Source organism: Bradyrhizobium pachyrhizi (genome assembly GCF_001189245.1).
GTDB lineage: Bacteria > Pseudomonadota > Alphaproteobacteria > Rhizobiales > Xanthobacteraceae > Bradyrhizobium > Bradyrhizobium pachyrhizi.
In genome coordinates, this window is the sequence record NZ_LFIQ01000067.1 from 35,685 (window position 1) to 58,799 (window position 23,115).

Sequence of the window (23,115 nt, forward strand, 5' to 3'; positions counted from 1 at the left end):
CGCGCTGGAGCCCTTGATGCGCGATCCGGCATCGGCCGCGGCGATGGGCGCGCGGGCGCGGCAACGAGTTGTGGATAAGTTCAGCCTCGATGCCGAGGCAAACGCGATCGCGGCGGTCTACCGCGCGCTGACCTGAGCCAGCACGCGCTGCGCAATCTCCACGACCTCTTCGGCGGCGATATCGCGCATGCAGCGATGGTCGTTCATGGTGCAGACCGTGCGCTGGCACGGCTGGCACGACAACTTGCTCCTGGTCTGCAGCACGGTCGCGGCGAGGCCGTTGAGGGGCGCCCAGAGATAAGGATCGGTCGGGCCGAAGATGCCCATGGTCGGCGTGCCGATTGCGGCGGCGATGTGCATCAAGCCGGAGTCGTTGGTCACAGCGACGCTGGCCGCGGCCATCGCAACGATGCCGTTGCGCAGATCGGTGCCGCTGAGGTCGCGGACCCGCGCGCCGCCGGCTGCCGTGATCTCCTGCGCCAGCGCCTTCTCGCCGGGGCCGCCGACCACCCAGACGTCGAAGCCGCGTTCGGCGAACAGGCGCGCGGCCTCCGGATAATAGGTCCAGCGTTTCGAGGCGCCGACCGAGCCGGGTCCGAGCGCGATGGCGGGACCGCGGCCGAGGCCGTTGGCCTGCCGCCAGCGTTCGATTTCGTCCGCGGGAACCCGAAGCTGCGGCACCGGCCATTCCGGCGGGCGGGCGGTGCCGTCGGGCAGCGCCAGGATCGCGTTCTTGTCGATGAAGCGGGGCTGCCGCTTTTCGCCCCATCGCATCGCGTTGATGAGGCCGAACCGCACCTCGCCAAAGAAGCCGACCCGTTCCGGGATGCCCGCCAGCGCCGGCGCGAGAGCGGCCTTCCAGGTCCGCGGCAGCACCAGCGCGGTGGCGTAGTTCCGTCGGCGAAGCTCGGCCGCGAGGGCCTGCTGCTGGGCCAGCGCCAGCCGGCTGCGCGGCAGGTCGGACACGATCCCGGCGCGAACATCGGGCATATAATCGACCAAAGGGGCGCAAAGCCTGGATGTCAGAAGGTCGATCGGCCGGTTCGGCCAGCGCTTGCGGAGCACCCTGACCACGGTGTGGCCGCGCACGAAATCGCCGATCCAAACATAGGGTACCACGAGGATAGGTCTGGTATCCTCGGCATCCTGTGTTTCGATGTCAGATATTGAATCAATATTCATTTCTAACTAGGCCAAGGCCGATCGGGCGCGGCCAAGTCGGTAACCGGTTCGCGATGAGAGGTAAAGCCGTCGTTGCCTGCGGCGCGGGAGTGGGGCAAAGCTGACGGCTGCAAAGGAATCTGGCGGGATTTCATCATGTTTCTGGTAACCGGGGGCGCCGGTTTTATCGGATCGAACGTCGTGGCCGCGTTGAACGACGCCGGGCGCAGCGACGTCGCGGTCTGCGATCTGCTTGGGCAGGACGGCAAGTGGCGGAACCTGGCCAAGCGCCAGCTTGCCGATGTCGTTCCGCCGGCCGAGCTTGGCGACTGGCTGAAGGGGCGGCGGCTTACCGCCGTGATCCATCTCGGCGCCATTTCCGAGACCACGGCAACCGACGGCGACCTGGTGATCGAGACCAATTTCCGTCTCTCGATGCGGCTGCTCGACTGGTGCACGGTAAATGCCACGCCGTTCATCTATGCCTCCTCGGCCGCGACCTACGGCGACGGCGAACAGGGGTTCGACGACGACGCATCGGTCGAGGCGCTGAAGCGGCTGCGGCCGATGAACCTGTACGGCTGGAGCAAGAACTTGTTCGATCTTGCGGTCGCCGAGCGCGCGGAGAAGGGCGCGCCTCTGCCGCCGCAATGGGCCGGGCTTAAATTCTTCAACGTGTTCGGCCCCAATGAATATCACAAGGGCCCGATGATGAGCGTGCTCGCGCGGCGCTTCGACGACATCAAAGCGGGCCGCGTCGTGCAGCTCTTCAAGTCGCATCGCGAGGGCATCGCCGACGGGGATCAGCGCCGCGACTTCATCTATGTCGACGACGTCGTGCGGGTGATGATGTGGCTGATCGCGACACCGCGGGTCTCCGGGCTGTTCAATGTCGGTACCGGCAAGGCGCGCAGCTTCAAGGACCTGATCGTCTCGGCCTATGGCGCGCTCGGGCTGGAGCTGAACATCCAGTATGTCGACATGCCCGAGCAGATTCGCGGCAGTTACCAGTACTTCACCCAGAGCGTCGTCGATCGTCTCGGACGCGCCGGATACAATGGCGGTTTCACTCGCCTGGAAGACGCAGTCGGGGCCTATGTGAAGGGCTTTCTCGATCGCGCGGATCGCTATCGCTAGAGCGGATGACGGTGACTGATGTTCGATTTTGAAGCGATCTCGCGTGCCATGTCCGGCCAGACCGTGCTTTGCGTCGGCGACCTCATGCTCGACGAGTTCGTCTATGGCGAGGTGTCGCGGATCTCGCCGGAGGCGCCGGCGCCGGTGATCGCTGTCAGGCGCAACGAGACCAATATCGGCGGCGCCGGCAACGTCGCGCGCAACATCGCCGCGCTTGGCGGGCGCTGCATCTTCGTCGGCCTGATCGGCGAGGACGCTGCCGGCGCGGTGCTGGCCGAAGCGCTGGCGAAGGAGCCCGCTATCGAGACCGTGCTGCTGCGCGACGCCGCGCGTCCGACCACGCGCAAGGTGCGCTTCGTCTCCGAGCAATTCTCGACCCACATGCTGCGCTCCGACTGGGAGCTCGCCGCGCCGGCCGCACCGGCCATCGAGCAGCAGCTGATCGATGCGATCCTGCCGCGTCTTGCGCGGGCCGACATCGTGCTGCTGTCGGACTACGCCAAGGGCGTGCTCACCGCGCGCGTGATCCGCAACGTGATCGACGCGGCGCGCCAGGCGAAAAAGCGCGTCATCGTCGACCCCAAGAGCGCCAATCTCGCGATCTATCGCGGCGCGACCGTGCTGACGCCGAACCGAAAGGAATTCGCCGAGGCGACCCGCAGCCGCGCCGACAGCCAGGACAGCATTGCGCAGGCCGCGCCCGATGCGATGTACCTCGCGGATTGCGAGGCGATGCTGGTGACGCAGGGCGAGCGCGGCATGACGCTGGTGACGCGGGGCGGCGAGTCGATCCATGTGCCGGCGCTGCCGGTCAAGGTGCGCGACGTCTCCGGCGCCGGCGATACCGTTGCCGCGGCGCTGGCGCTGGCGCTGGCGGGCGGCGCCGACTGGGAAGGTGCGCTGCGGATCGCGAGCGCGGCGGCGGCGGTAGCAGTCGGCAAGACCGGTACCGCGATCGTCAAGTCCGCCGAATTGCGCCGAAGGATCCTGCCGCACGCTTCGCTGGCGGCCGAGGAGAAGATCGTCCCGGCCGGCGGCGACATCGATGCATGCCTCGAGGAGTGGCGCAGGCAGGATCTGCGCATCGGCTTCACCAATGGCTGCTTTGACATCCTGCATCCCGGCCACGTCAAGGTGCTGACCGCCGCGCGCGGCGCCTGTGATCGCCTCGTCGTCGGGCTGAACAGCGACGCCTCGGTGAAGCGGCTGAAGGGCGAGGGACGTCCGGTGCAGAACGAGCGCGCCCGCGCCGAGGTGCTGGCGGCGTTGGAAGCCGTCGACCTCGTCGCGATCTTCGAGGAGGACACGCCGATCAATCTGATCACGCAGGTGCGGCCGAGCGTGCTGGTCAAGGGCGGCGACTATACCCGCGAGCAGGTGGTCGGCCACGAGATCGTCGAAGCCGCCGGCGGCGAGGTGGTGCTGGTCGAGATCCTGCCCGGCCACAGCACGACGTCGCTCGTTGCGCGGGCCCGTGAGGGCAAGGCGTGAGCGCCAGCATGGCATCCCCGGCAGCCGCCGCGGCGTGTCCGGCCTGGCGCGATCCGGCGCGCTGGCAGACCGCGACCGATGTAGTCGCGGTCCTGATTGCGCTGTCGCTGCCGTGGTCGACCTCGCTGGTCGGCATCTTCGGCGTGGTGCTGCTGATCGCGATTGCGCCGACGGTCGATCTGAAGGCGTTCTGGGCGCTGCTGAAGCGGCCGATCTGCCTGGCGCCGGTCGCGTTGTTTTGCCTCGCGCTTGTCGGCACGCTCTGGTCGGACGCGGCCTGGGGCTTGCGATTCTACGCGGTCGGGCCGACCGCAAAGCTCCTCGTGCTGCCGGTCCTGCTCTATCATTTTCAGCGCTCGGCCCGCGGGACCTGGGTGTTCGTCGCCTTCCTGGTCTCCTGCACGCTGTTGATGCTGATGTCCTGGCTGGTGCTTGCCTATCCGCACCTCGCGCTGCGGGCGCCCGCTCCGGGCGAGCAGGGAGTCTTCGTCAAGAACTACATCGACCAGAGCCAGGAATTCACCTTGTGCGCGGTCGCACTGGCCTATCCGGTCGTGACGCTGCTGCGGGCCAAACGCATCCTGCCGGCCATGTTGCTGATTGCGATTGCGCTCAGCCTGTTCGCCAACATGGCGATGGTGGTGGTGTCGCGGACTGCATTGGTGACGGTTCCGATTATGTTCGCGGTGTTTGCGCTGCTCCATCTGCGCTGGCGCAGCATCGTCCTGATCCTTTGCGCGGCCGCCGCGTTAGCCGTCGTGGCGTGGTATGGCTCGCCGCAATTGCGCTCGACGGCGGAGTCGTTCGAGCGCGACTACAAGCTCTACATGCAGCGCAACGAGCCGACCTCGCTCGGCTTGCGGCTCGAATTCTGGCGCAAGTCGCTTGGCTTCTTTGCCGAGGCCCCGGTCATCGGCCATGGCACCGGCGCGACGCGGGGCCTGTTCGAGCGCGTCGCGAAGGGCGGTGCGACCCAGGCTTCCGGCGAAGTGATCGGAAACCCCCACAATCAAACGTTGAACGTCGCCGTGCAGTGGGGCATTGTGGGTGTAGCGATACTGTACGCAATGTGGCTCCTGCACCTTTTGCTGTTCCGCGGCGACGGTCTCGTCAACTGGATCGGGCTTCTCGTCGTGGTACAGAATATTTCTAGTTCGTTGTTTAATTCACACATCTTCGACTTTCACGAGGGCTGGATGTATGTGCTGGGCGTCGGAGTTGCGGGCGGCATGGCGTTGAAGGGGCAATTGCGGGCCGATATGGAACCCGAACCTCCTGCTCGTCCATGATCGCTGGCAAGGGCTCTGCAGATACGCTATCAGCCTGCCAATGTCCCATCGCGAACTCCCAGTTGCCGGCAACCCGTCCGTTAGATGACGCGCCTTTCACAACTCACCCTGCGCAATTTCCTGATTTTGGTGCATGACGCGCTCGCGACGACGTTCGCGTTGCTGGCGAGCTTCTATCTGCGTTTCGAGGGCAGCCTTCTCACCGATCGACTCCCGCATCTGCTGCTCATTCTGCCCTGGTTCGTGCTGTTCAGCGTTTTCGTCAGCTATTTCTCCAATCTGACCACGGCGAAATGGCGCTTCACCTCGCTGCCGGACGCGCTGAACATCCTGCGGGTCGCAGCCGTGCTGACGCTGGCACTGGTCGTGCTGGACTACGTCTACTTCTTCACCGGAACGAATTCGCAAAGCCCGGTGTTCCTCGGCCGGGTCACGATCATCCTGTTCTTCTTCCTCGAGGTGTTCGCGCTGAGCGCGTTGCGCCTCGGCTACCGCTATTTCCGTTATTCACGCACGCGACTGCATGCCCGATCCGACAACGCCGCGCCGGCGCTGCTGGTCGGACGTACGGCCGATGCCGAAGTCGTGCTGCGTGGCATCGAGAATGGCGCCATCAAGCGGCTCTGGCCGGTCGGCGTGCTCTCGCCGTCGGACGCGGACCGCGGCCAGATGATCCGCAACATTCCCGTGGTCGGCGGCGTCGACGACATCGAGGCCGTGATTCGGGATTTCGAGACCCGCCAGCGGCCGATCAAGCGCGTGGTCATGACACCGTCGGCCTTCGAACCCGAAGCGCATCCGGAGAGCGTGCTGATGCGCGCCCGGCGGCTCGGCGTGATGGTCAGTCGCCTGCCGTCGCTGGAGGGCGGCGACGCGCCGCGACTGACCAATGTCGCCGTCGAGGACCTGCTGCTGCGCCCAAGCCAGAAGATCGACTACGCGCGGCTCGAGACGCTGGTGAGGGGCAAGTCCGTCATCGTCACCGGCGGCGGCGGCTCGATCGGCGCCGAAATCTGCGAACGGGTCGCGACCTTCGGCGCCGCGCGCCTCCTGGTCGTGGAGAACTCGGAGCCGGCGCTCTATGCGGTCACCGAGGCGCTGTCCGCGCGCGACTCCGGGCCCGAGATCGAGGGCCGGATCGCCGATATCCGGGATCGCGAGCGCATCACGCGGCTGATGAGCGAGTTCAAGCCCGACATCGTGTTCCACGCCGCGGCGCTCAAGCATGTGCCGATCCTGGAGCGCGACTGGAGCGAAGGGGTCAAGACCAACATCTTCGGGTCGGTGAACGTGGCCGACGCCGCGCATGCCGCGGGCGCGAGCGCAATGGTGATGATCTCGACCGACAAGGCGATCGAGCCGGTGTCGATGCTGGGCCTGACCAAGCGCTTCGCCGAGATGTATTGCCAGGCGCTGGACCATGACCTGATGACCGAGGCAAAGGGCAAGCCGCACATGCGGCTGATCTCGGTGCGGTTCGGCAATGTGCTGGCGTCCAATGGATCGGTGGTGCCGAAATTCAAGGCGCAGATCGAGGCCGGCGGACCGATCACGGTGACCCATCCGGACATGGTTCGCTACTTCATGACGATCCGCGAGGCCTGCGATCTCGTGATCACCGCAGCGACGCACGCAGTGACGCCGGCGCGGCCCGACGTCTCGGTCTATGTGCTGGAAATGGGGCAACCGGTGAAGATCGTCGATCTCGCCGAGCGGATGATCCGTCTGTCGGGCCTGCAACCCGGCGTCGACGTCGAGATCGTGTTCAGCGGCATCCGTCCCGGCGAGCGGCTGAACGAGATCCTGTTCGCAAGCCAGGAGCCGACGCTCGAAATCGGCGTCGCCGGCGTCATGGCGGCCAAGCCGAACCAGCCTCCGATGTCGACGCTGCGCAAGTGGCTCGCGGCGCTGGAGGATGCGATCGAGAGAGATGACCGTGTGACCATCCGCGCCGTCCTTCAGGACGCCGTGCCCGAGTTCGGATCGAATGCCGCCTGACCGCGCCGTTCTGCGGACGCCGAGACAGGACCGTTTCGAAAGCCATTGATGCGTAGTTCTCGAAAAGTCGTGGTCGTCAGCCAGCACTATCCGCCGGACCACAGCACGACCGCCGCGATCATGTCCGCGATCGCCGAACGGATCGCGCAGGAGTCGGAGGTGATGGTGATCTCCGGGATGCCGGGCTCGGCGCGGGCGCCGGCGCCCGGGCGGCCCGCCGTCATCGAGATCAGGAACTGGCTGCCGGGAAAGGCGGCGCTGATCAAGCGCGCGCTGGCCGAGGCGCTGTTCACCGGCCGGATCTTCTTTGCGCTGTTGTCGCGGCTGAAGCGGGGCGACGTGGCGCTGACGGTGACCGCTCCCTTCGCGCTGCCCTATGCGGTTGCCGCCGCGGCCAGGTTGAAGGGGGCCAAGTCGGCGCTGATCCTGCACGACCTGTTTCCCGACGTGCTCGTGATGGCCGGGCTGCTGCGGCCGTCCTCGCTGGTGGCGCGGGCGATGCGGGCGATCAACGCGCTGATGTTCCGGGCCCTGAACGCTGTCATCGTGATCGGCCGCGACGCCGAGAAGCTGCTGCTGCGATATGGCGGAATGACACAGGACAAGATCAGGTTCATCCCGAACTGGGCCACGCTCGCCCCCGGCAACCGTCCCGTGAGCCCCGACAATCCGTTTCGCAAGGCCATCGCCGCCCGCTTCGTCGTCGGGCTGTCCGGCAATCTCGGCTTCACCCACGATCCGGACATCGTCTTCCAGGCCGCGCGGCTGCTGCGTGACGAAGGCGAGATCCATTTCCTGCTCTCGGGATGGGGCATCGGCTTCGCGCGGCTCAAGGAGCTGCAGGCCGCCGCGCGGCTTGCCAACGTCACGCTGGTCGAGCGCGTCGCGGACAGCGAGCTCGATGCGCTGCTCTCCAGCGCGGACGTTTGGCTCATTCCCTATCGCAAGGACGTCGCCGGCGTGTCGGTGCCGAGCCGGTTCTACAATCTGCTCGCGGCCGGCCGTCCCGTCATTCTCGTCTCCGAGCCCGAGGCCGAGGCCGCGCTCACAGTCAGCGAAAACCGGCTCGGCTGGGTCGTCACGCCGGCAAGGCCCGATCAACTCGCCGATGCCATTCGCCAGGCGTCGCGATCACAGGACGCCGCGATGGCCGAGCGCGCGGTCGCGACCGCGCAGACCTTCAGTCCCGAGCGGGCGCTGGCGGGCTACGCTGCGCTGGTCCGGGAGCTGCTATCCAATCGCGATGTGGAGCGGACGGTATGAATGATGGTCGCCGGACGGTTCTGGTCACAGGCGCCAGCGGCTTTGTCGGCCGCCATGTGGTGCCCGTATTGGCGCGCAACGGCTGGGCGGTGCGACGCGCGGTGCGAACGGCGCCGCAAGATGCCAACGACGTGACGATCGGCTCGCTCAGCCCGGTCACCAATTGGGGCGCGGCGCTCGATGGCGTGGACGCGGTTGTTCATCTTGCGGCCCGCGTTCACCAGCAGTCCGACGAACAGGCGATCGAGCTCTACCGCAACGTCAATATCGAGGGCACGCTGCATCTGGCGCGTTCCGCGGCCGCTGCCGGCGTGCGCGATTTCATTTTCGTCAGCACGATCCTGGTGCATGGGCGCAGCAATTACGGGCGTCCTCCGTTTCGCGAGGACGACGTCCTGACACCGCGCGGCCTCTACGGAAACTCGAAGGCGGCCGCCGAGGTTGGCTTGAAGGAAATTGTGCCGGGCAGCGGCATGAGGGTGACCGTCATCAGGCCGCCGCTGATCTACGGCGCCGGCGCGAAGGGAAATTTCGCGTTGCTCAAGCGTGCCGTGATCAATCGCATGCCGCTACCGCTCGCTTATGTGAAGAATCGCCGCGCGTTCGTGTCGGCGGAAAACCTCGCGTCGTTCATCTTGCACCGCTTGTCGCACCCGGGAGATGATTTCGACGTGTTCCTGGTGGCTGACCGCGAGCAGGTCTCGACGCGGGAATTCGTCGAGCGCCTGGCCCGGGCGGCGGACACCTCGCCGCGTCTGTTCTGGCTGCCGGCGCCGCTGTTGAAGATTGCGCTCGGGATCAGCGGCCGCAGGGAAGCCTATGACAGCCTGTTCGCCTCGCTCGAGCTTGATCTTTCCAAGATCGCGGGCACCGGATGGCAGCAGCCGATCAGCCTCGACGAGGGGCTGCGGCGCGCGCTGCGTCAAACGGACAGCTGAGGCGATCAGAGCGGTCGCGAGAACCGCCGCAGCTGCCAGGCGACGGCGAGCGCGCCGGCCAGCAGCAGTGCGATGTCCGCAGTGAGCGAATTGAGGGCGACCGAGGCGAATGCGAGCAGCGCCAGCACTGCGTTGAGCGCAAACACCTCGCCGACGACGCGCCACACCGTGAATCCGTTGTCGGTCGCGCGCTGGTAGAAGTGCGAGCGATGCGCGGCCCAGAAAGGTTCGCGCCGCGCCATGCGGCGAAACAGCGTGACCGTTGCGTCCGTCAAATAGTACAGCGGCAGCAGCAGCGCGGCGGCGAACTGTCGATGCAGGGCGAGCTCCAGCAGGCACCAGCCGAGCAGCAGGCCGATCGGCAGGCTGCCGACATCGCCCAGGAATATTCTTGCGACCGGTCGGTTGAACGGCGCGAAGCCGAGCAGCGCGCCGCACAGCGCCGCCGCGACCAGCGCGGGAGCTGCGGGGAGATAGCCGAAGCTGCCGAGCAGCGCGATCGCCACGGTGATCGGCACGGCCTCGGCCGCGGTCATCAGGTCGAGCCCGTCCATGAAGTTGACGAGGTTCACGAACCAGAGGCCGGCGATCAGCAGCAGGCCGCGTTCGAGCCAGACCGGACCGGCCGGAACCAGCCTGAGACCATCAGGCGCGGAAAACACCACGGCCGCAACGGCGGCGGCCTGTAGCAGCAGCCGCGGTACGACGGGCAGCGAGCGGATGTCGTCGGCAAAGCCCACCACTGCGATGAACAGGCAGGCTGCGAAGACGATGAAGGGAATTGTCAGGTCCTGCGATCCGGCCAGGACGATGACGATGCCGCCCGCCAGCAGCGTCGCCGCCGTGACCGCGATGCCGGCACCCTGCGGCGTTGGAATACGGTGCGACGAGCGCGCATTCGGCTTCGCCAGCGCCACACGCAGCAGCAGCGGCCGGGTCGCCTGGATCAGGACAGCCGAGATCGACGCAGCCAGAACCGCCGCGATCAATGACAGGAGGATTTCGAAAGCGCTCATTCTGGTCCGACTATTGCGATCCCGGGACTTCGATCGGTTCGGTGCCCTTGGCGGCCTTTTCCGGGCTCAGGATCCACACCAAGCCGCCAAACACGCCAACCACGAACGATACCGCGCCGAACAACAGCGAGATGTTGACGCCCTCATTGGCGATCAATCCGGCGTAGCCGAAGGCCAGCGCCATCGTGGCCTCGCGCACGCCCCAGCCCGCGATCGAGATCGGCATCATCGTGATCAGCATCACCGGCGGCAACAACTGGAAGATCTCGCCGAAGGTGACGGGCGCGGTGATCGATTTCACCACGCACCAGGCGATCACGACGGTCACCACGTGAATGGCGATCGAGAGCGTTGCGACCCTCAATCCGTGCTTGCGGCTGAACAACACCCGGTTCGCGATGACGGCGCAGGCGTGGATGTGATGCGTCGCCCACCATTGCTTCAGCCAGGCCCATGGCAACACGCCGATCAGCAGGAAGCCAAATCCGGCCGCGAGTGCAGCGAGGTCGAGAAGCAGCAATGCCATCCAGCCGTGGGAATCGGAAATCAGCCGATAGCTCCAGGGCAGGGTGGCGGCGATGACGACGGCGAGGGCGATCAGTCCGATCGCGCGGTCGACGAAAATGGAATAGGTGGCTGCGCGCCAGCCCGCACCGGCGCGCGCGACGAGCCAAAGCCGGACCGCGTCGCCACCGATCGAGGACGGCAGTGTCTGGTTGAAGAAGGTGCCGATCACGTTGAAGCGCATGGCCTGGCCGGTCTCCAGCGGGGCGCCGCACTCCACGCTGATCTCCCGCCAGCGCAACACCCCGAGGAAGATCTGCAGGAACGTGACCGCGATCGCGAGGCCGAGCCAGCCCAGGCTCTCGACCTGGATACGGGAGGCAAGGTCGTACAGATTGACCTTGCGCAGCGAGAAATAGAGCAGCGCGGCCGAGATCAGGATCTTGACGGTCGAAAGCAGGATTCGGCGCATTTCCGTTCGCGCTGCCAGGTTTCAGAATGTGTCAAAAACAGCGCAAAACGCTTTCGCGCGCCCAAATTCGTCGCCTTGGTATGGTTTCCGCGCCGATCTGGCAATACCCGTACTGGTCCCTATTGCGGCAGGCGCGAAGGGGTGGCTAAAGAGGCCGGAACGGGGGACGGCCGGCCACTCACCGGGGGTTTACGTTACCGGTAAAATCCGACCAGACGCGCGGGGGCGCGTGCTACTGCTTGGATAGTGCTTCCGAGGCAACAGGGCCGCCGGCCGCGACGGCCCGGGCCGATTTGGTGTGTCATCCGCAGGCGGATACGACAGGACTTGCACGACAGGACTTGAGGCATCGATGGATCGACGAATTATTCCCCTGATCATGTGCGGCGGCGCAGGCACGCGGCTGTGGCCGGCGTCACGCGAGGTGCATCCGAAGCAGTTCCTGTCGCTGTTCGGGGCCCGCTCGACCTTCCAGGAGACGCTGCTGCGGGTCTCCGACGCCGGCCTGTTCGAGCGTCCGATCGTGATCACCAACGAGGCCTATCGCTTCATGGTGCTGGAGCAGCTGGCCGAGATCGGCCGCGAGGCCGACGTGCTGCTGGAGCCGATGCGCCGCGACTCGGGGCCGGCGATCGCGGCCGGTGCGGCGTTCGCGCAGAGCCGCGACAGCGAAGCGATCGTGCTGGCGCTGGCCGCCGACCATCTGGTGCGGGACACCGCGGCCTTCGTCGCCGCGTGCCGCGGCGGATTGGTGGCTGCGGACGCCGGCCGCATCGTGACGTTCGGCGTCAAGCCCGAGCGGCCGGCCACCGAATACGGCTACATCAATCCGGGTGAGGTGGTCGCCGGCGAGGTGCGCGCGGTGGCGAAGTTCGTCGAGAAGCCGGATGCCGCGACGGCGGCGGGCTATATCGATGCAGGTTATCTCTGGAACAGCGGCAACTTCATGTTCCGCGCAAGCGTGCTGCTCGACGAGTACCGCAATGTCGATTCGGACAGCGTGGCCTCGGTGGAGCTGTCGGTTGCGTCGGCGGCCCGCGATCTCGGCTTCGTCAAGCTCGATGCGCAGGCCTTCGGCGCGGCGAAGGCGATCTCGATCGATTACGCAGTGATGGAGAAGACATCGCATGCTGCGGTGGTGCCGGTGGCGTGCGGCTGGTCAGACATCGGCTCGTGGCGCCAGGTCTGGGAGCTCGCCGACAAGGACAGCCTCGGCAACGCGGCGCGCGGCAAGGCGGTGTTCGAGGACTCCCGCAATTGCAACGTCTCGACCGACCGCGCGCTGGTTGCGCTCGAAGGCGTCGACGATCTCGTCGTGGTCGCGACCCAGGACGCCGTGCTGGTGTCACGCCAGAAGGACGCCAACGGGCTGAAGCGGCTGGTCGCGAAATTGAAAGTGGCGGCGCCGGAGGTGACCGAGAACCACATCAAGGTGCATCGCCCCTGGGGCTCCTATCAGTCGGTCGACAATGGCGATCGCCACCAGGTCAAGCGCATCGTCGTCAAGCCGGGCGGACGGCTGTCCCTGCAGAAGCACCATCACCGCTCCGAGCACTGGATCGTGGTGCGCGGCACCGCGCAGGTCACCGTCAACGAGCTGATCAAGACGGTGCACGAGAACGAATCGATCTACATCCCGATCGGCGCGGTGCACCGGCTGGAGAACCCGGGCAAGATCCAGCTCGAGCTGATCGAGGTGCAGACCGGCAGCTATCTCGGCGAGGACGACATCATCCGCATCGAGGATGACTATCGGCGCACCTGAGGCGAACGGGGCCCGCGCTCAAGATCGAGTCGCGGGCGATGTAACTCTTTGAATCAAAACGTGTCCGGATATCGCCGTTGGCATTCGCCACATTTGTGACGCCGTGCTAAAGCGGCTGCCAACGAAGCGGGTCGTGATTTGCGCCAAAGGCGCGGATCGGGCAGAGGGGCCTTGGTGCTGATTCCCTCGGAGCCGGGATGGCTCCCTGAGAAGCCGGGACAACCGCCAGAACGTTACTTGGGGTCTACGATATGAATGCAAAAGTGTCCGCAGCCGGCGCGAAGGCCGATATCGGCCGCGCATTGCGCGTCGGCGTGATCGGCGCCGGCGTGATGGGCAGCAACCATGCCCGCGTGCTGGCCGGACTGCCCGGGGTGCTGTTGATCGGCATCGTCGATCCGCTGCCGGAACATCGCACGCGCGCCGTCGACCTGGTCGGCTGCCGCGCCTTCGAAAGCCTCGATCAGCTGTTCGCCGAGGGCATCGATGCGGTGACGATCGCAGCTCCCACCCATCTGCATCACGAGATCGCGCTCGCCTGCATCGCGCGCAACATTCACATCCTGGTCGAGAAGCCGGTCGCATCCACGGTCGAAGAGGGCCGCGAGATCGTTGCGGCCGCCGAGCGGGCCGGCGTCACGCTGATGGTCGGCCATGTCGAGCGCTTCAATCCTGCGGTCGCCGCGATCAAGCAGGCGATCTCGGGCGAGGACATCCTGTCGATCGGTATCACCCGGGTCGGCCCGTTCCCGCCGCGAATGTCCAATGTCGGCGTTGTGATCGATCTTGCCGTGCACGACATCGACCTGATCCGCTGGTTCACTGAGTCCGACATCGTCGAGGTGCAGCCGCAGCTTTCGAGCGCCGTCGCCGAGCGCGAGGACATCGCGCTGCTCCAATTCCGTACCGCTTCCGGCGTGCTCGCCCACATCAACACCAATTGGCTGACGCCGTTCAAGGCGCGCAACGTGACGGTCGCAACCCGCGGCAAGTATGTGATGGGCGATCTGCTCACGCGTCAGGTCACCGAATGTTTCGGCTTCAAGCCGGACGGCAGCTACTCGATGCGTCATCTGCCGGTCGGTCACGACGAGCCGCTGCGCGCCGAACTAATCGCCTTCCTCGATGCCGTACGCGGCGGCAAGCTGCCGGCCGTGTCCGGCGACGAGGGCGTGGCGAGCCTCGAGATCGCGATCCGCTGCCTGGAATCGCCCGCACGGCCCGCCGCCTCGACGATGCGCAAGGGACCGCGCCGCATCGCCGGCTGATTGTCATTCATTAACACGTGCAAAGAGCTTCCATGAACCAGCATATGCAGCTTGAGCCCATTCCCTTCATCGATATCGCCGCGCAGCGCCGGCGGCTCGGCAAGTCGATCGATGACGCGGTCGCGCGCGTGCTCGACCATTGCCAGTTCATCAACGGTCCCGAAGTGACCGCGCTGGAGAAGGCGCTGGCGGACTATAGCGGCGCGAAGCACGTGGTCAGCTGTGCGAGCGGCACCGACGCACTGCTGATGGTCCTGATGGCGAAGAATGTCGGGCCGGGCGATGCGGTGTTGTGCCCGACCTTCACCTTCTGTGCGACCGGCGAGGTCGTGACGCTGACCGGAGCGACGCCGGTTTTCGTCGATGTCGATAAGGAGACCTTCAACATCGACGTCAACTCGCTGAAGCGCGGCATCGCGACGGCGCGCGCGCGCGGGCTGAAGCCGGTTGCCTGATCCCGGTCGACCTGTTCGGCCAGAGCGCCGATCACGATGCGATCGGCGCGGTCGCCGAGGCCGAGGGCCTGTTCGTGCTCGATGACGCCGCGCAGGGCTTCGGCGCAACCTACAAGAATCGCAAGCTCGGCACCTTCGGGCTCGCGACCGGGACCAGCTTCTTCCCGGCCAAGCCGCTCGGCTGCTTCGGCGACGGCGGCGCGATCTTCACCGACGACGAGGAACTCGCGCGCACGCTGCGCAGCATCCGCGTGCACGGCCAGGGCTCGGACAAGTACGACAATGTGCGGCTCGGCCTCACGGCGCGGCTCGACACCATGCAGGCGGCGATCCTGCTCGAGAAGCTGAAGATTTTCGACGACGAGATCGCGGCGCGCAACAAGGTGGCGGAGCGCTATTCGCGCGCGCTCGGCAACCTCGTCGCGGTGCCGCGCCTTGCCCCGGGCTGTACCTCGGTGTGGGCGCAGTACACCATCCGTCTGTCCGACGGCATCGATCGCGACACCTTCGCGGCTGCCCTGAAGGCGCAGGGCGTCCCGACCATGATCTACTATCCCAAATCGGTGCACCAGCAGACGGCCTACAGCCACTATCCGGTTGCCGACGGCGGCCTGCCGGTCAGCGAGCGGCTGTCGAAGGACGTCATCGCCCTGCCGATGCACCCCTATCTCGACGAGGCGACGCAGGACCGCGTCATCGCGGCTGTGCGCAGCGCGCTTTCGGCCTGACAGGAACTTTTTCAGACCGCAATCATGCGCTAGAAGCAGCGCATGCTTGGGCGCATCTTCACCGTCGGCGGCTATACCCTGCTATCGCGGGTCACCGGGTTCGCGCGCGACATCATGCTCGCGGCGATCCTCGGTGCCGGGCCGGTTGCCGACGCCTTCTTCGTGGCGCTGCGGCTGCCCAATCATTTCCGCGCGATCTTCGCCGAAGGCGCCTTCAACGCCGCCTTCGTGCCGGCCTACGCCCACGTCCATGGCGAGCGCGGCGAGGCGTCGGCACGGCTGTTCGCCGACCGCATCTTCACGCTGCTGTTCGCCTCGCAGGTGATCCTGCTGGCGCTGGCGATGGCGTTCATGCCGCAGGCGATGAGCATCCTCGCGCCGGGCTTCACCGAGGACGCGGCGCAGCGCAAGCTCGCGATCGAGCTGACGCGGATCACCTTTCCCTATCTGCTGCTGATCACGCTGGTGACGCTCTATGGCGGCATGCTCAACGTGATGCATCGCTTCGCCAGCGCCGCCGCGGCGCCGATCTTCCTCAACCTCGCCATGATGATGACGCTGGCGCTCGCGGCGTTCTTCCCGAGCGCGGGTCATGCCGCGGCCTGGGGCGTCCTGATCTCGGGCTTCCTGCAATTCTTCCTGCTCGCCGGCGACCTCGCGCGCCATGGCGGCCTGCCGCGGTTCGCGCCCCTGAAGCTCGACGAGGACGTCCGCGGCTTCTTTCGCGCGCTGGGGCCAGCGACGCTGGGCTCGATGGGCACGCAGGTGGCGCTGTTCGCCGATACCATCATCGCGACCTTCCTCCCCGCAGGCGCGCTGTCGGCGCTGTATTATGCCGACCGCCTCAATCAGTTGCCGATCGGCGTGATCGGGATCGCGATCGGCACCGTGCTGCTGCCGGAGATGTCGCGGCGGCTGAGCGCCGACGACCACGCCGGCGCGATGGCCGCGCAGCGCCGCGCCTTCGATTTCACGCTGCTGTTCTCGGTGCCGTTCGTGGCGGCGTTCCTGACCGTGGCCGATCCGATCATGCGCGCGATGTTCGCCCGCGGCGCGTTCTCCAAGGCCGATGCGGCAAGCGCCGGGGCCACGCTCGCGGCCTATGCGGTGGGGCTCATTCCCTTCGTGATGATCCGCAGCGCGGTCGCGACCTTCTACGCTCGCAAGGACACCGCAACGCCGGTGAAAGCGGCGCTGACCGGGGTCGCGGTCAACGTCGCGCTGAAGATCGCGCTGGTCGGCTCGCTGGCGCAGGTCGGGCTCGCGCTCGCGACCGCAATCGGGGCCTGGGTCAATCTGCTGCTGGTGCTGATGTTTGCCGTGCGCCGCGGCTACCTCGCGCTCGATCGCGCGCTGATCCGCTCCTTCGGCACTTTCGCGCTATGCGGCGTCCTGCTCGCGGTCGCGCTGTGGCTGACCTCGCATTTCGCCTATGTGTGGTTCGCGCCGATGCAGATCTTTCGCGACGAGCTGATCCTGCTGCTGCTGATTGCGGTCGGCGTCTTCGTCTATGCCCTCTCGATCCTCACTCTGTTCGGCCGCGGCTGGCTGTTCGCGCTCCGGCGCGTATAGTTTTACCTGTCAAATCAAAAACATAGGAGGCCGCTGTGTGATAGCGCCGCGCGCGGCGGAAAGCGGTTTGCGCTTCGCCGACAACCACGCCAATATGCGCAAAACACACCAAGGCAATTGGAGAGACGATGGCAGCTCCCATCAAATTCGGCGTCGGACAAAGTGTGCGGCGCAAGGAGGACGACGCCCTGATTCGCGGCAAGGGCCGCTACACCGACGACGTCGCACCGTCTCCCGCATTGCACGCGCTGATGCTGCGCTCGCCGCATGCGCACGCGACCTACACGATCGATGCCGGCAGGGCCCGCGGCATGCCCGGCGTGGCGCTGATCCTGACCGCCGCCGACGTCGCCGAGCTCGGCGGCCTGCCGTGCCTGTTCAACCTCGAAACCGATCCGTTCACCGCGCCGCCTTATCCGATCCTCGCCAAGGACGAGGTGCGCCATGTCGGCGACGCGGTGGCCTTCGTGGTCGCCGATACCGTCGATCATGCCCGTGACGCGATCGAGGCGATCGACGTCAAATGGACGCCGCTGCCGGCGGCGGTCGGCCTTGTCAATGCGGTGAAGAAGGACGCGCCGCAGGTCTGGCCGGACAAGCCCGGCAATGTGCTGTTCGATGTCTCGATCGGCGACAAGAAGGCCGCCGAGGACGCGTTCGCCAAGGCACATGCGGTGGCCGAGATCACCATCGTCAATCCGCGCGTCATCACCAATTTCATGGAGACGCGCGCCGCGGTCGCCGAATACGACGCCAAGAAGGATCATCTGACGCTGACGATCGGCAGCCAGGGCAGCCACCGCCTGCGCGAGATCCTCTGCGACATGATCCTGAAGATGCCGAAGGAGAACATGCGGGTGATCTGCCCGGATGTCGGCGGCGGCTTCGGCACCAAGCTGTTTCCCTATCGCGAATATGCGCTGATCTCGGTCGCCGCGCGCAAGCTCAAGAAGAGCATCAAATGGACGGCCGAGCGCTCCGACCATTTCATGGGCGACGCGCAGGGCCGCGACAATCTCACCACCGCGAAGATGGCGCTCGCCGAGGACGGCAAATTCCTCGGCATGGATGTCGACCTGATGGGCGACATGGGCGCCTATCTCTCGACCTTCGCGCCCTACATCCCGCATGGCGGCGCCGGCATGCTGCCGGGCCTCTATGACATCCAGGCCTTCCACTGCCGGGTCCGCACCGTGTTCACCAACACGGTGCCGGTCGACGCCTATCGCGGCGCCGGCCGCCCGGAGGCCGCCTATGTCATCGAGCGCCTGGTCGATGCCGCCGCGCGAAAACTCGGCATGACGCCGGACGCCATCCGGCGGAAGAACTTCATTCCGCCGAAGTCGCTGCCCTACACGACAGCGACCGGCAAGGTCTACGACTCCGGCGACTTCGTCGCGCATATGAAGCGCGCGATGGAGATTGCCAACTGGAAGGAGTTTCCGAAGCGCGCCAAGGCCGCCAGGAAGGAGGGCCTGGTGCGGGGCATCGGCATGGCGAGCTATGTCGAGGTTTGCGGCACGATGGGCGAGGAGACCGCCAATGTGGCGCTCGATCCCAATGGCGATATCTCGGTCCTGATCGGCACGCAGTCGAGCGGGCAGGGCCACCAGACCGCCTATGCGCAGATCGTCGCCGAGCAGTTCGGCGTGCCGCCCGAGCGCGTCCACGTGCTGCAGGGCGATACCGACAAGATCGCGACCGGCCTCGGCACCGGCGGCTCGGCATCGATTCCGTCCGGCGGCGTCAGCGTGCAGCGGGCGACGCATGATCTCGGCAACAAGCTGAAGGAACTCGCGGCGCAGGCGCTGGAGGCCGGCGCCGGCGATCTCGAAATCGCCGACGGCCGCATCCGCATCGCCGGCACCGACCGCTCGATCAGCTTTGCCGATCTCGCCAAACGTCCCGGCGGCGACACGTCGAAGATGAATGCCAGCGCGACCTTCGCCAGCGCCGACGGCACCTATCCGAACGGCACCCATCTTGCCGAGGTCGAGATCGATCCCGCCACCGGTATCATCAAGATCATCAGCTACGTCATCGTCGACGATTTCGGCGTCACGCTCAATCCGCTGATGCTGGCGGGCCAGGTTCACGGCGGCGCGATGCAGGGCATCGGGCAGGCGCTGATGGAGCAGGCGGTGTACAGCCCGACCGACGGTCAGCTCGTCACCGGCACCTTCATGGACTATGCGCTGCCGCGCGCCTCCGACGGGCCGTCCTTCGTGTTCGAGACCAATAACGTGCCGTGCACGACCAACCCAATGGGCGTGAAGGGCGCGGGCGAGGCCGGCGCGATCGGCTCGTGCCCGGCGGTCGTCAACGCGATCGTCGAGGGTCTACATCGCGAGTACAAGATCGACCACATCGACATGCCCGCCACGCCGGAACGGGTCTGGATCGCGATCCGCGAGGCGCAGCGCCGCCATAATCTCTGATAAATTGTCGCAGGCGGAATGAAGATTCCGCCTGCGGTGTTTTGCAAACCAGGCCGGCTGCAGATCGCGGACCGGGACAGAGCGGAATTGAGGGGTTTTGCCGATGAAGCGGATTGTCGTCGTTGCTGCAATGCTTGCGTTGAGTGCTGGTGCTGTCGTGGCCGACCAGAATCAGGTCAAGCAGACCCAGGCCCAGATGAAGGAGACCGGCAAGAACGCGGGCGCGATCGCGGCAATGATCAAGGGCGAGAAGCCCTACGACCAGGCGGCGGTCGATGCTGCGCTGGTGAAGTTCGAAGACACCGCCAAGAAGCTGCCGACGCTGTTCCCGGCAAGCAGCAAGGGCCTCAAGCCGGATGGCGACTATTCCGCCGCGCCGAAGATCTGGGAAGACAAGGCCGGCTTCGAGCAGCACATCGCGAGCTTCGCCAAGGCCGTCGCCGATACCAAAGGCAAGGTCAAGGACCTCGACACGCTGAAGGCGGAAATGCCGCCGCTGTTCAAGCAGTGCGGCGGCTGCCACGAGACCTATCGCCTCAAGAAGGGCTGATCGCCGTTCGGCTCATCGTCGTTCGATCAATGAAAAGGGCGGACGCTTCGAGGCGTCCGCCCTTTTTTGTGTCGGCCGTTTCTTGTTGGAGCGCGTTCGCGACGATTGCTTGGTCAGGATTGCTTGGTGACGGATTACTTCGTCACTTGCTATTTGGTTACTTGGCCGCGGATCTCACCGCCCGGATTGGCCGCAGTGTGGACGTTGACATAGTACTTGCCTGCGAGCAGATCGGCGGCCTGCGCGTCGGTCAATGTTGCGCTGCCTTCGACCGGGCTCGACGTCGCGTTTGGGATGGCGACCGCGACACCGGAATTCTTGCCGGCCTCGGCGGGGCCGTGGAAATGCGCGGCGGTGGCCGGACCCGAGAGGCCGGAATAGGTCAGCTTCCAGCTCAGCTTCTTGCTGGCGGCATCGTAGTCGATGTCGGCGGTGCCGGTGGCGGTGCTGGTATTCGGCGGCACTTCGCTCTTGCTGTCCAGCTTCGCCGTGAACTTCTCGGCAAAGGCCGGACCGGCGAGGGCGATCGCGGCGCCGAGCGTCAGCGTGGCAAGCAAGGTCTTGTTCGACATGGTTCTCTCCCCTTTGACGTCACAGGATGGTTGCAATCTTCAAACAGCAGCTTTTCGGATTTATTCCCCAAATGATCGTGGGTGCGGCAAATTTGATGCGAGCTTGTCCGACTGGTTGCCATCATACTGGTCCATGGACTGACGCGACCAATGACGGATCGGTGAATGCTGCGACGAATTTTCCTCCTGGCGATTCTGGCCGGCGTAATCGGCTTTGGCGTGTTCTGGTGGCTGACGATCCCCGCGACCGTTGCCGCCGGCGCGCTGCCTGCCTATCAGCCTGACCTGGCCAACGGCCTCACAACGTTCAATGCCGGGGGATGTTCCTCCTGCCATGCCGTGCCGAAGCAGGACGACCGCACGCGGCTCGGCGGCGGGCTCGCGATCCCCTCGCCATTCGGCACCTTCTATGCGCCGAACATCTCGCCCGACCCGAACGACGGCATCGGCCGCTGGAGCGAGGCCGATTTCGTCACCGCGGTCATGAAAGGTACTTCGCCATCGGGCGCGCACTATTTCCCGGCGTTTCCGTATCCGTCCTATCAGCACGCCAAGGTCAGCGATGTGCGCGACCTGTTCGCCTATCTGAAGACCTTGCCGCCGGTCGCCGGCAAGGTGCGCGACCACGATTTGCCGTTTCCGTTCAACGTCAGGCGCAATGTCGGCGTCTGGAAATTCCTGTTCATGAACGGCAAGCCGTTCATCGCGGATGCAAGCCGCTCGGCGCATTGGTATCGCGGCGCCTATCTCGTCAACAGCTTCGGCCATTGCGCCGAGTGCCACAGCCCGCGGAATGTCCTCGGCGGCATCGTCACCGCGCAGCGCTTCGCGGGTGGTCCGAATCCGGAGGGCGAAGGCTGGGTGCCCAACATCACGCCGAGGGGGATCTCGGACTGGAGTGTGAAGGATATCGCCTATTTCCTCGAGAGCGGCCAGACGCCGGACGGCGACTCCGCCGGTGGGTCGATGGTGCGTGTGATCCGCAACACCTCGCAACTGTCGTCGTCCGACCGCGACGCGATCGCCGAGTACATCAAGTCGCTGCTGCCGGTCGAGGGGCCGCCGAAGCCGGTGAAGAAGGAGAAGGAGTCGTAAAGCGGGATGGGTTTTGGTTGAATCGGCTCGCCGCGGTTTCGGTTCACCTCTCCCAAGGGAGAGGTGAACTTTCGACGCCGTTCAAGCTCGACCTGATCTCATCATGCTCTCGCGGGCGCGTCCTACTTCGCGCCGAACGCCTTGAAGGTGATGATCGTGAGGGTGTCCTGGATGCCCGGGATCACCTGAACCTTCTCGTTGATGAAGTGGCCGATGTCGGTGTCGTGGTCGACGTAGAACTTGACCAGGAGGTCGTAGTTGCCCGCGGTGGAATAGATCTCGGACGCAATCTCGGCCTCCGCCAGTGCATTGGCGACGGTGTAGGACTGGCCGAGCTTGCATTTGATCTGGACGAAGAAAGGAACCATCAAAGTCGTCTCCGGGGATTTCCGCGACTATAGGCCCAAAACGGGCGGCCAAGGCAAGGGGGCGAGGCGAGGGGTCAAGGCGAGGCCAACTTGCGGTAAAGTCAGGCGAACTTGCTGCCGATCGGCGGCCGGGCTAGGACAGGCCATGGTCTTGTTCGTGATGGTCTCATTCGTATCAACCGCTGGTGCTGCAAGATGACGCCGGTCGCGCTCACCATTGCCGGCTCGGACTCCTCGGGCGGGGCGGGCATCCAGGCCGACCTCAAGAGCTTTGCGGCGCTCGGGGTCTATGGCGCCTCCGCGATCACGGCGCTGACCGCGCAGAACACCACCGGGGTGAGTGGCATCCATCCGGTGCCCGCGCCATTCGTCACCGCACAGATCGATGCGGTGTTCTCCGACCTCGAGGTCGGCGCGGTCAAGATCGGCATGGTGGCGCAGGCCGAGACAATTGCAGCGATCGCCGATGGGCTGAGGCGCTGGGCGCCGCGCCATGTCGTGCTCGATCCGGTGATGGTCGCTACCTCCGGCGATCGGCTGCTTGCCGCCGAGGCGGTCGATGCGCTGAAGACCCTGCTGTTTCCGCTGGCCTCGCTGATCACGCCGAACCTGCCGGAAGCGGCGGCGCTCTTGAACGAGCCGGTCGCCTCAAGCGAGGCCGACGTCGAGCGACAAGGCAACCGATTGCTGGCGATGGGGTGTCGTGCGGTGCTGGTCAAGGGCGGCCACGGCCACGGCGCCGACAGCATCGACTATCTGATCGACGCCGAGCGCAGCATCGCGCTGGCTGCGCCGCGGATTGCGACCGCCAATACGCATGGCACCGGCTGCTCGTTGTCCTCGGCAATCGCAGCAGGGCTCGCGAAGGGCGAGAGCATGGAGACCTCCGTGCGCAACGCCAAGGCCTGGATCACCGAAGCAATCGCCGCCGCCGATCGTTTTGCCGTCGGCCACGGCCATGGGCCGGTGCATCACTTTCACAAATATTATTGAAGCCCGGAGCTGCGTAGCCCGGATGGAGCGCAGCGAAATCCG

Annotated in this window: 18 protein-coding genes and 2 pseudogenes; 15 read left to right on the forward strand and 5 right to left on the reverse strand. The window is 65.8% G+C overall.

From position 1 onward, the window contains the following. Positions 1-136 (forward strand): annotated as a pseudogene (locus AKL29_RS44805) (glycosyltransferase family 4 protein); the annotation flags it as partial. On the opposite strand, the gene waaF reads toward AKL29_RS44805, so the two are convergent. Beyond that, positions 118-1,182 carry a lipopolysaccharide heptosyltransferase II gene (gene waaF, locus AKL29_RS14170; RefSeq protein ID WP_050384625.1) on the reverse strand — a complete coding sequence of 355 codons (1,065 nt, stop codon included), beginning with the start codon at positions 1,180-1,182 and terminating at the stop codon, positions 118-120. The pseudogene AKL29_RS44805 and the gene waaF overlap by 19 nt on opposite strands. A 135-nt stretch (positions 1,183-1,317) precedes the next feature. Between waaF and rfaD the strand changes: the two genes are divergently transcribed. From rfaD to AKL29_RS14200, 6 genes are all read left to right on the forward strand, one after another. Then, positions 1,318-2,298, forward strand: a complete 981-nt coding sequence (gene rfaD, locus AKL29_RS14175) for an ADP-glyceromanno-heptose 6-epimerase (RefSeq protein ID WP_050384626.1) — start codon at positions 1,318-1,320, stop codon at positions 2,296-2,298. Positions 2,299-2,316: 18 nt separating this feature from the next. Then, positions 2,317-3,789 (forward strand): D-glycero-beta-D-manno-heptose-7-phosphate kinase, encoded by a 1,473-nt coding sequence (gene rfaE1, locus AKL29_RS14180; RefSeq protein WP_050384627.1) that lies wholly within the window; start codon positions 2,317-2,319, stop codon positions 3,787-3,789. Between the two features lie 8 nt (positions 3,790-3,797). Beyond that, positions 3,798-5,078 carry an O-antigen ligase family protein gene (locus tag AKL29_RS14185; RefSeq protein WP_050384628.1) on the forward strand — a complete coding sequence of 427 codons (1,281 nt, stop codon included), beginning with the start codon at positions 3,798-3,800 and terminating at the stop codon, positions 5,076-5,078. 84 nt (positions 5,079-5,162) lie between these two features. Next, positions 5,163-7,076: a nucleoside-diphosphate sugar epimerase/dehydratase gene (locus AKL29_RS14190; RefSeq protein ID WP_050384629.1), complete on the forward strand. Its 1,914-nt coding sequence runs from the start codon at positions 5,163-5,165 to the stop codon at positions 7,074-7,076. Between the two features lie 48 nt (positions 7,077-7,124). Beyond that, the gene (locus AKL29_RS14195; protein ID WP_050384630.1) at positions 7,125-8,339 is read left to right on the forward strand and encodes a glycosyltransferase family 4 protein; all 1,215 of its coding nucleotides are present in this window, start codon (positions 7,125-7,127) and stop codon (positions 8,337-8,339) included. After that, complete coding sequence (locus tag AKL29_RS14200) at positions 8,336-9,277, forward strand: NAD-dependent epimerase/dehydratase family protein (protein ID WP_050384631.1); 942 nt, start codon at positions 8,336-8,338, stop codon at positions 9,275-9,277. The genes AKL29_RS14195 and AKL29_RS14200 overlap by 4 nt, the downstream gene beginning before the upstream one ends. A 5-nt stretch (positions 9,278-9,282) precedes the next feature. Here the strand turns inward: AKL29_RS14200 and AKL29_RS14205 are convergent, their stop codons facing one another. Both AKL29_RS14205 and AKL29_RS14210 read right to left on the reverse strand, forming a co-directional pair. Next, positions 9,283-10,293 carry an MraY family glycosyltransferase gene (locus tag AKL29_RS14205; RefSeq protein ID WP_050384632.1) on the reverse strand — a complete coding sequence of 337 codons (1,011 nt, stop codon included), beginning with the start codon at positions 10,291-10,293 and terminating at the stop codon, positions 9,283-9,285. Positions 10,294-10,303: 10 nt separating this feature from the next. Next, entirely contained in the window at positions 10,304-11,269 is a 966-nt protein-coding gene (locus tag AKL29_RS14210) for a lysylphosphatidylglycerol synthase transmembrane domain-containing protein (RefSeq protein WP_050384633.1), read from the reverse strand. Between the two features lie 352 nt (positions 11,270-11,621). Between AKL29_RS14210 and AKL29_RS14215 the strand changes: the two genes are divergently transcribed. The 6 genes and pseudogenes from AKL29_RS14215 (at position 11,622) to AKL29_RS14240 (ending at position 20,045) form a co-directional block, all read left to right on the forward strand. After that, positions 11,622-13,034: a mannose-1-phosphate guanylyltransferase/mannose-6-phosphate isomerase gene (locus AKL29_RS14215; RefSeq protein WP_028338291.1), complete on the forward strand. Its 1,413-nt coding sequence runs from the start codon at positions 11,622-11,624 to the stop codon at positions 13,032-13,034. A 251-nt stretch (positions 13,035-13,285) separates the two neighbouring features. Further along, positions 13,286-14,302 carry a Gfo/Idh/MocA family protein gene (locus tag AKL29_RS14220; protein WP_050384634.1) on the forward strand — a complete coding sequence of 339 codons (1,017 nt, stop codon included), beginning with the start codon at positions 13,286-13,288 and terminating at the stop codon, positions 14,300-14,302. Positions 14,303-14,334: 32 nt separating this feature from the next. Continuing rightward, a pseudogene (locus tag AKL29_RS14225) lies at positions 14,335-15,485 on the forward strand (DegT/DnrJ/EryC1/StrS family aminotransferase). Between the two features lie 42 nt (positions 15,486-15,527). Further along, entirely contained in the window at positions 15,528-17,057 is a 1,530-nt protein-coding gene (murJ, locus tag AKL29_RS14230; RefSeq protein ID WP_050384635.1) for a murein biosynthesis integral membrane protein MurJ, read from the forward strand. A gap of 128 nt (positions 17,058-17,185) precedes the next feature. Further along, positions 17,186-19,495 (forward strand): xanthine dehydrogenase family protein molybdopterin-binding subunit, encoded by a 2,310-nt coding sequence (locus AKL29_RS14235; protein ID WP_050384636.1) that lies wholly within the window; start codon positions 17,186-17,188, stop codon positions 19,493-19,495. Between the two features lie 103 nt (positions 19,496-19,598). After that, positions 19,599-20,045, forward strand: coding sequence for a c-type cytochrome (locus tag AKL29_RS14240; protein WP_028338286.1), 447 nt, complete (start codon positions 19,599-19,601; stop codon positions 20,043-20,045). A 149-nt stretch (positions 20,046-20,194) separates the two neighbouring features. On the opposite strand, the gene AKL29_RS14245 is transcribed toward AKL29_RS14240, so the two are convergent. Beyond that, complete coding sequence (locus tag AKL29_RS14245) at positions 20,195-20,617, reverse strand: CHRD domain-containing protein (protein ID WP_028338285.1); 423 nt, start codon at positions 20,615-20,617, stop codon at positions 20,195-20,197. Between the two features lie 165 nt (positions 20,618-20,782). On the opposite strand from AKL29_RS14245, the gene AKL29_RS14250 reads away from it, so the two are divergent. Continuing rightward, positions 20,783-21,712, forward strand: a complete 930-nt coding sequence (locus tag AKL29_RS14250; RefSeq protein ID WP_050384637.1) for a c-type cytochrome — start codon at positions 20,783-20,785, stop codon at positions 21,710-21,712. 122 nt (positions 21,713-21,834) lie between these two features. On the opposite strand, the gene AKL29_RS14255 is transcribed toward AKL29_RS14250, so the two are convergent. After that, entirely contained in the window at positions 21,835-22,080 is a 246-nt protein-coding gene (locus AKL29_RS14255; RefSeq protein ID WP_016845986.1) for an Lrp/AsnC ligand binding domain-containing protein, read from the reverse strand. Positions 22,081-22,275: 195 nt separating this feature from the next. Between AKL29_RS14255 and thiD the strand changes: the two genes are divergently transcribed. Then, positions 22,276-23,073, forward strand: a complete 798-nt coding sequence (thiD, locus tag AKL29_RS14260) for a bifunctional hydroxymethylpyrimidine kinase/phosphomethylpyrimidine kinase (RefSeq protein WP_050384638.1) — start codon at positions 22,276-22,278, stop codon at positions 23,071-23,073. Positions 23,074-23,115: the final 42 nt, after the last annotated feature.

What these genes read in the sequence shown, in the direction of transcription:
- rfaE1 (WP_050384627.1), top strand. Translation starts at nt 2,317, where the DNA reads ATGTTCGATTTTGAAGCGATCTCGCGTGCCATGTCCGGCCAGACCGTG.
- AKL29_RS14255 (WP_016845986.1), bottom strand. Translation starts at nt 22,080, where the DNA reads ATGGTTCCTTTCTTCGTCCAGATCAAATGCAAGCTCGGCCAGTCCTAC.
- AKL29_RS14250 (WP_050384637.1), top strand. Translation starts at nt 20,783, where the DNA reads ATGCTGCGACGAATTTTCCTCCTGGCGATTCTGGCCGGCGTAATCGGC.
- AKL29_RS14240 (WP_028338286.1), top strand. Translation starts at nt 19,599, where the DNA reads ATGAAGCGGATTGTCGTCGTTGCTGCAATGCTTGCGTTGAGTGCTGGT.
- AKL29_RS14195 (WP_050384630.1), top strand. Translation starts at nt 7,125, where the DNA reads ATGCGTAGTTCTCGAAAAGTCGTGGTCGTCAGCCAGCACTATCCGCCG.
- thiD (WP_050384638.1), top strand. Translation starts at nt 22,276, where the DNA reads ATGACGCCGGTCGCGCTCACCATTGCCGGCTCGGACTCCTCGGGCGGG.
- AKL29_RS14245 (WP_028338285.1), bottom strand. Translation starts at nt 20,617, where the DNA reads ATGTCGAACAAGACCTTGCTTGCCACGCTGACGCTCGGCGCCGCGATC.
- AKL29_RS14205 (WP_050384632.1), bottom strand. Translation starts at nt 10,293, where the DNA reads ATGAGCGCTTTCGAAATCCTCCTGTCATTGATCGCGGCGGTTCTGGCT.
- murJ (WP_050384635.1), top strand. Translation starts at nt 15,528, where the DNA reads ATGCTTGGGCGCATCTTCACCGTCGGCGGCTATACCCTGCTATCGCGG.
- AKL29_RS14210 (WP_050384633.1), bottom strand. Translation starts at nt 11,269, where the DNA reads ATGCGCCGAATCCTGCTTTCGACCGTCAAGATCCTGATCTCGGCCGCG.
- AKL29_RS14235 (WP_050384636.1), top strand. Translation starts at nt 17,186, where the DNA reads ATGGCAGCTCCCATCAAATTCGGCGTCGGACAAAGTGTGCGGCGCAAG.
- AKL29_RS14220 (WP_050384634.1), top strand. Translation starts at nt 13,286, where the DNA reads ATGAATGCAAAAGTGTCCGCAGCCGGCGCGAAGGCCGATATCGGCCGC.
- AKL29_RS14215 (WP_028338291.1), top strand. Translation starts at nt 11,622, where the DNA reads ATGGATCGACGAATTATTCCCCTGATCATGTGCGGCGGCGCAGGCACG.
- AKL29_RS14190 (WP_050384629.1), top strand. Translation starts at nt 5,163, where the DNA reads ATGACGCGCCTTTCACAACTCACCCTGCGCAATTTCCTGATTTTGGTG.
- AKL29_RS14200 (WP_050384631.1), top strand. Translation starts at nt 8,336, where the DNA reads ATGAATGATGGTCGCCGGACGGTTCTGGTCACAGGCGCCAGCGGCTTT.
- waaF (WP_050384625.1), bottom strand. Translation starts at nt 1,182, where the DNA reads ATGAATATTGATTCAATATCTGACATCGAAACACAGGATGCCGAGGAT.
- rfaD (WP_050384626.1), top strand. Translation starts at nt 1,318, where the DNA reads ATGTTTCTGGTAACCGGGGGCGCCGGTTTTATCGGATCGAACGTCGTG.
- AKL29_RS14185 (WP_050384628.1), top strand. Translation starts at nt 3,798, where the DNA reads ATGGCATCCCCGGCAGCCGCCGCGGCGTGTCCGGCCTGGCGCGATCCG.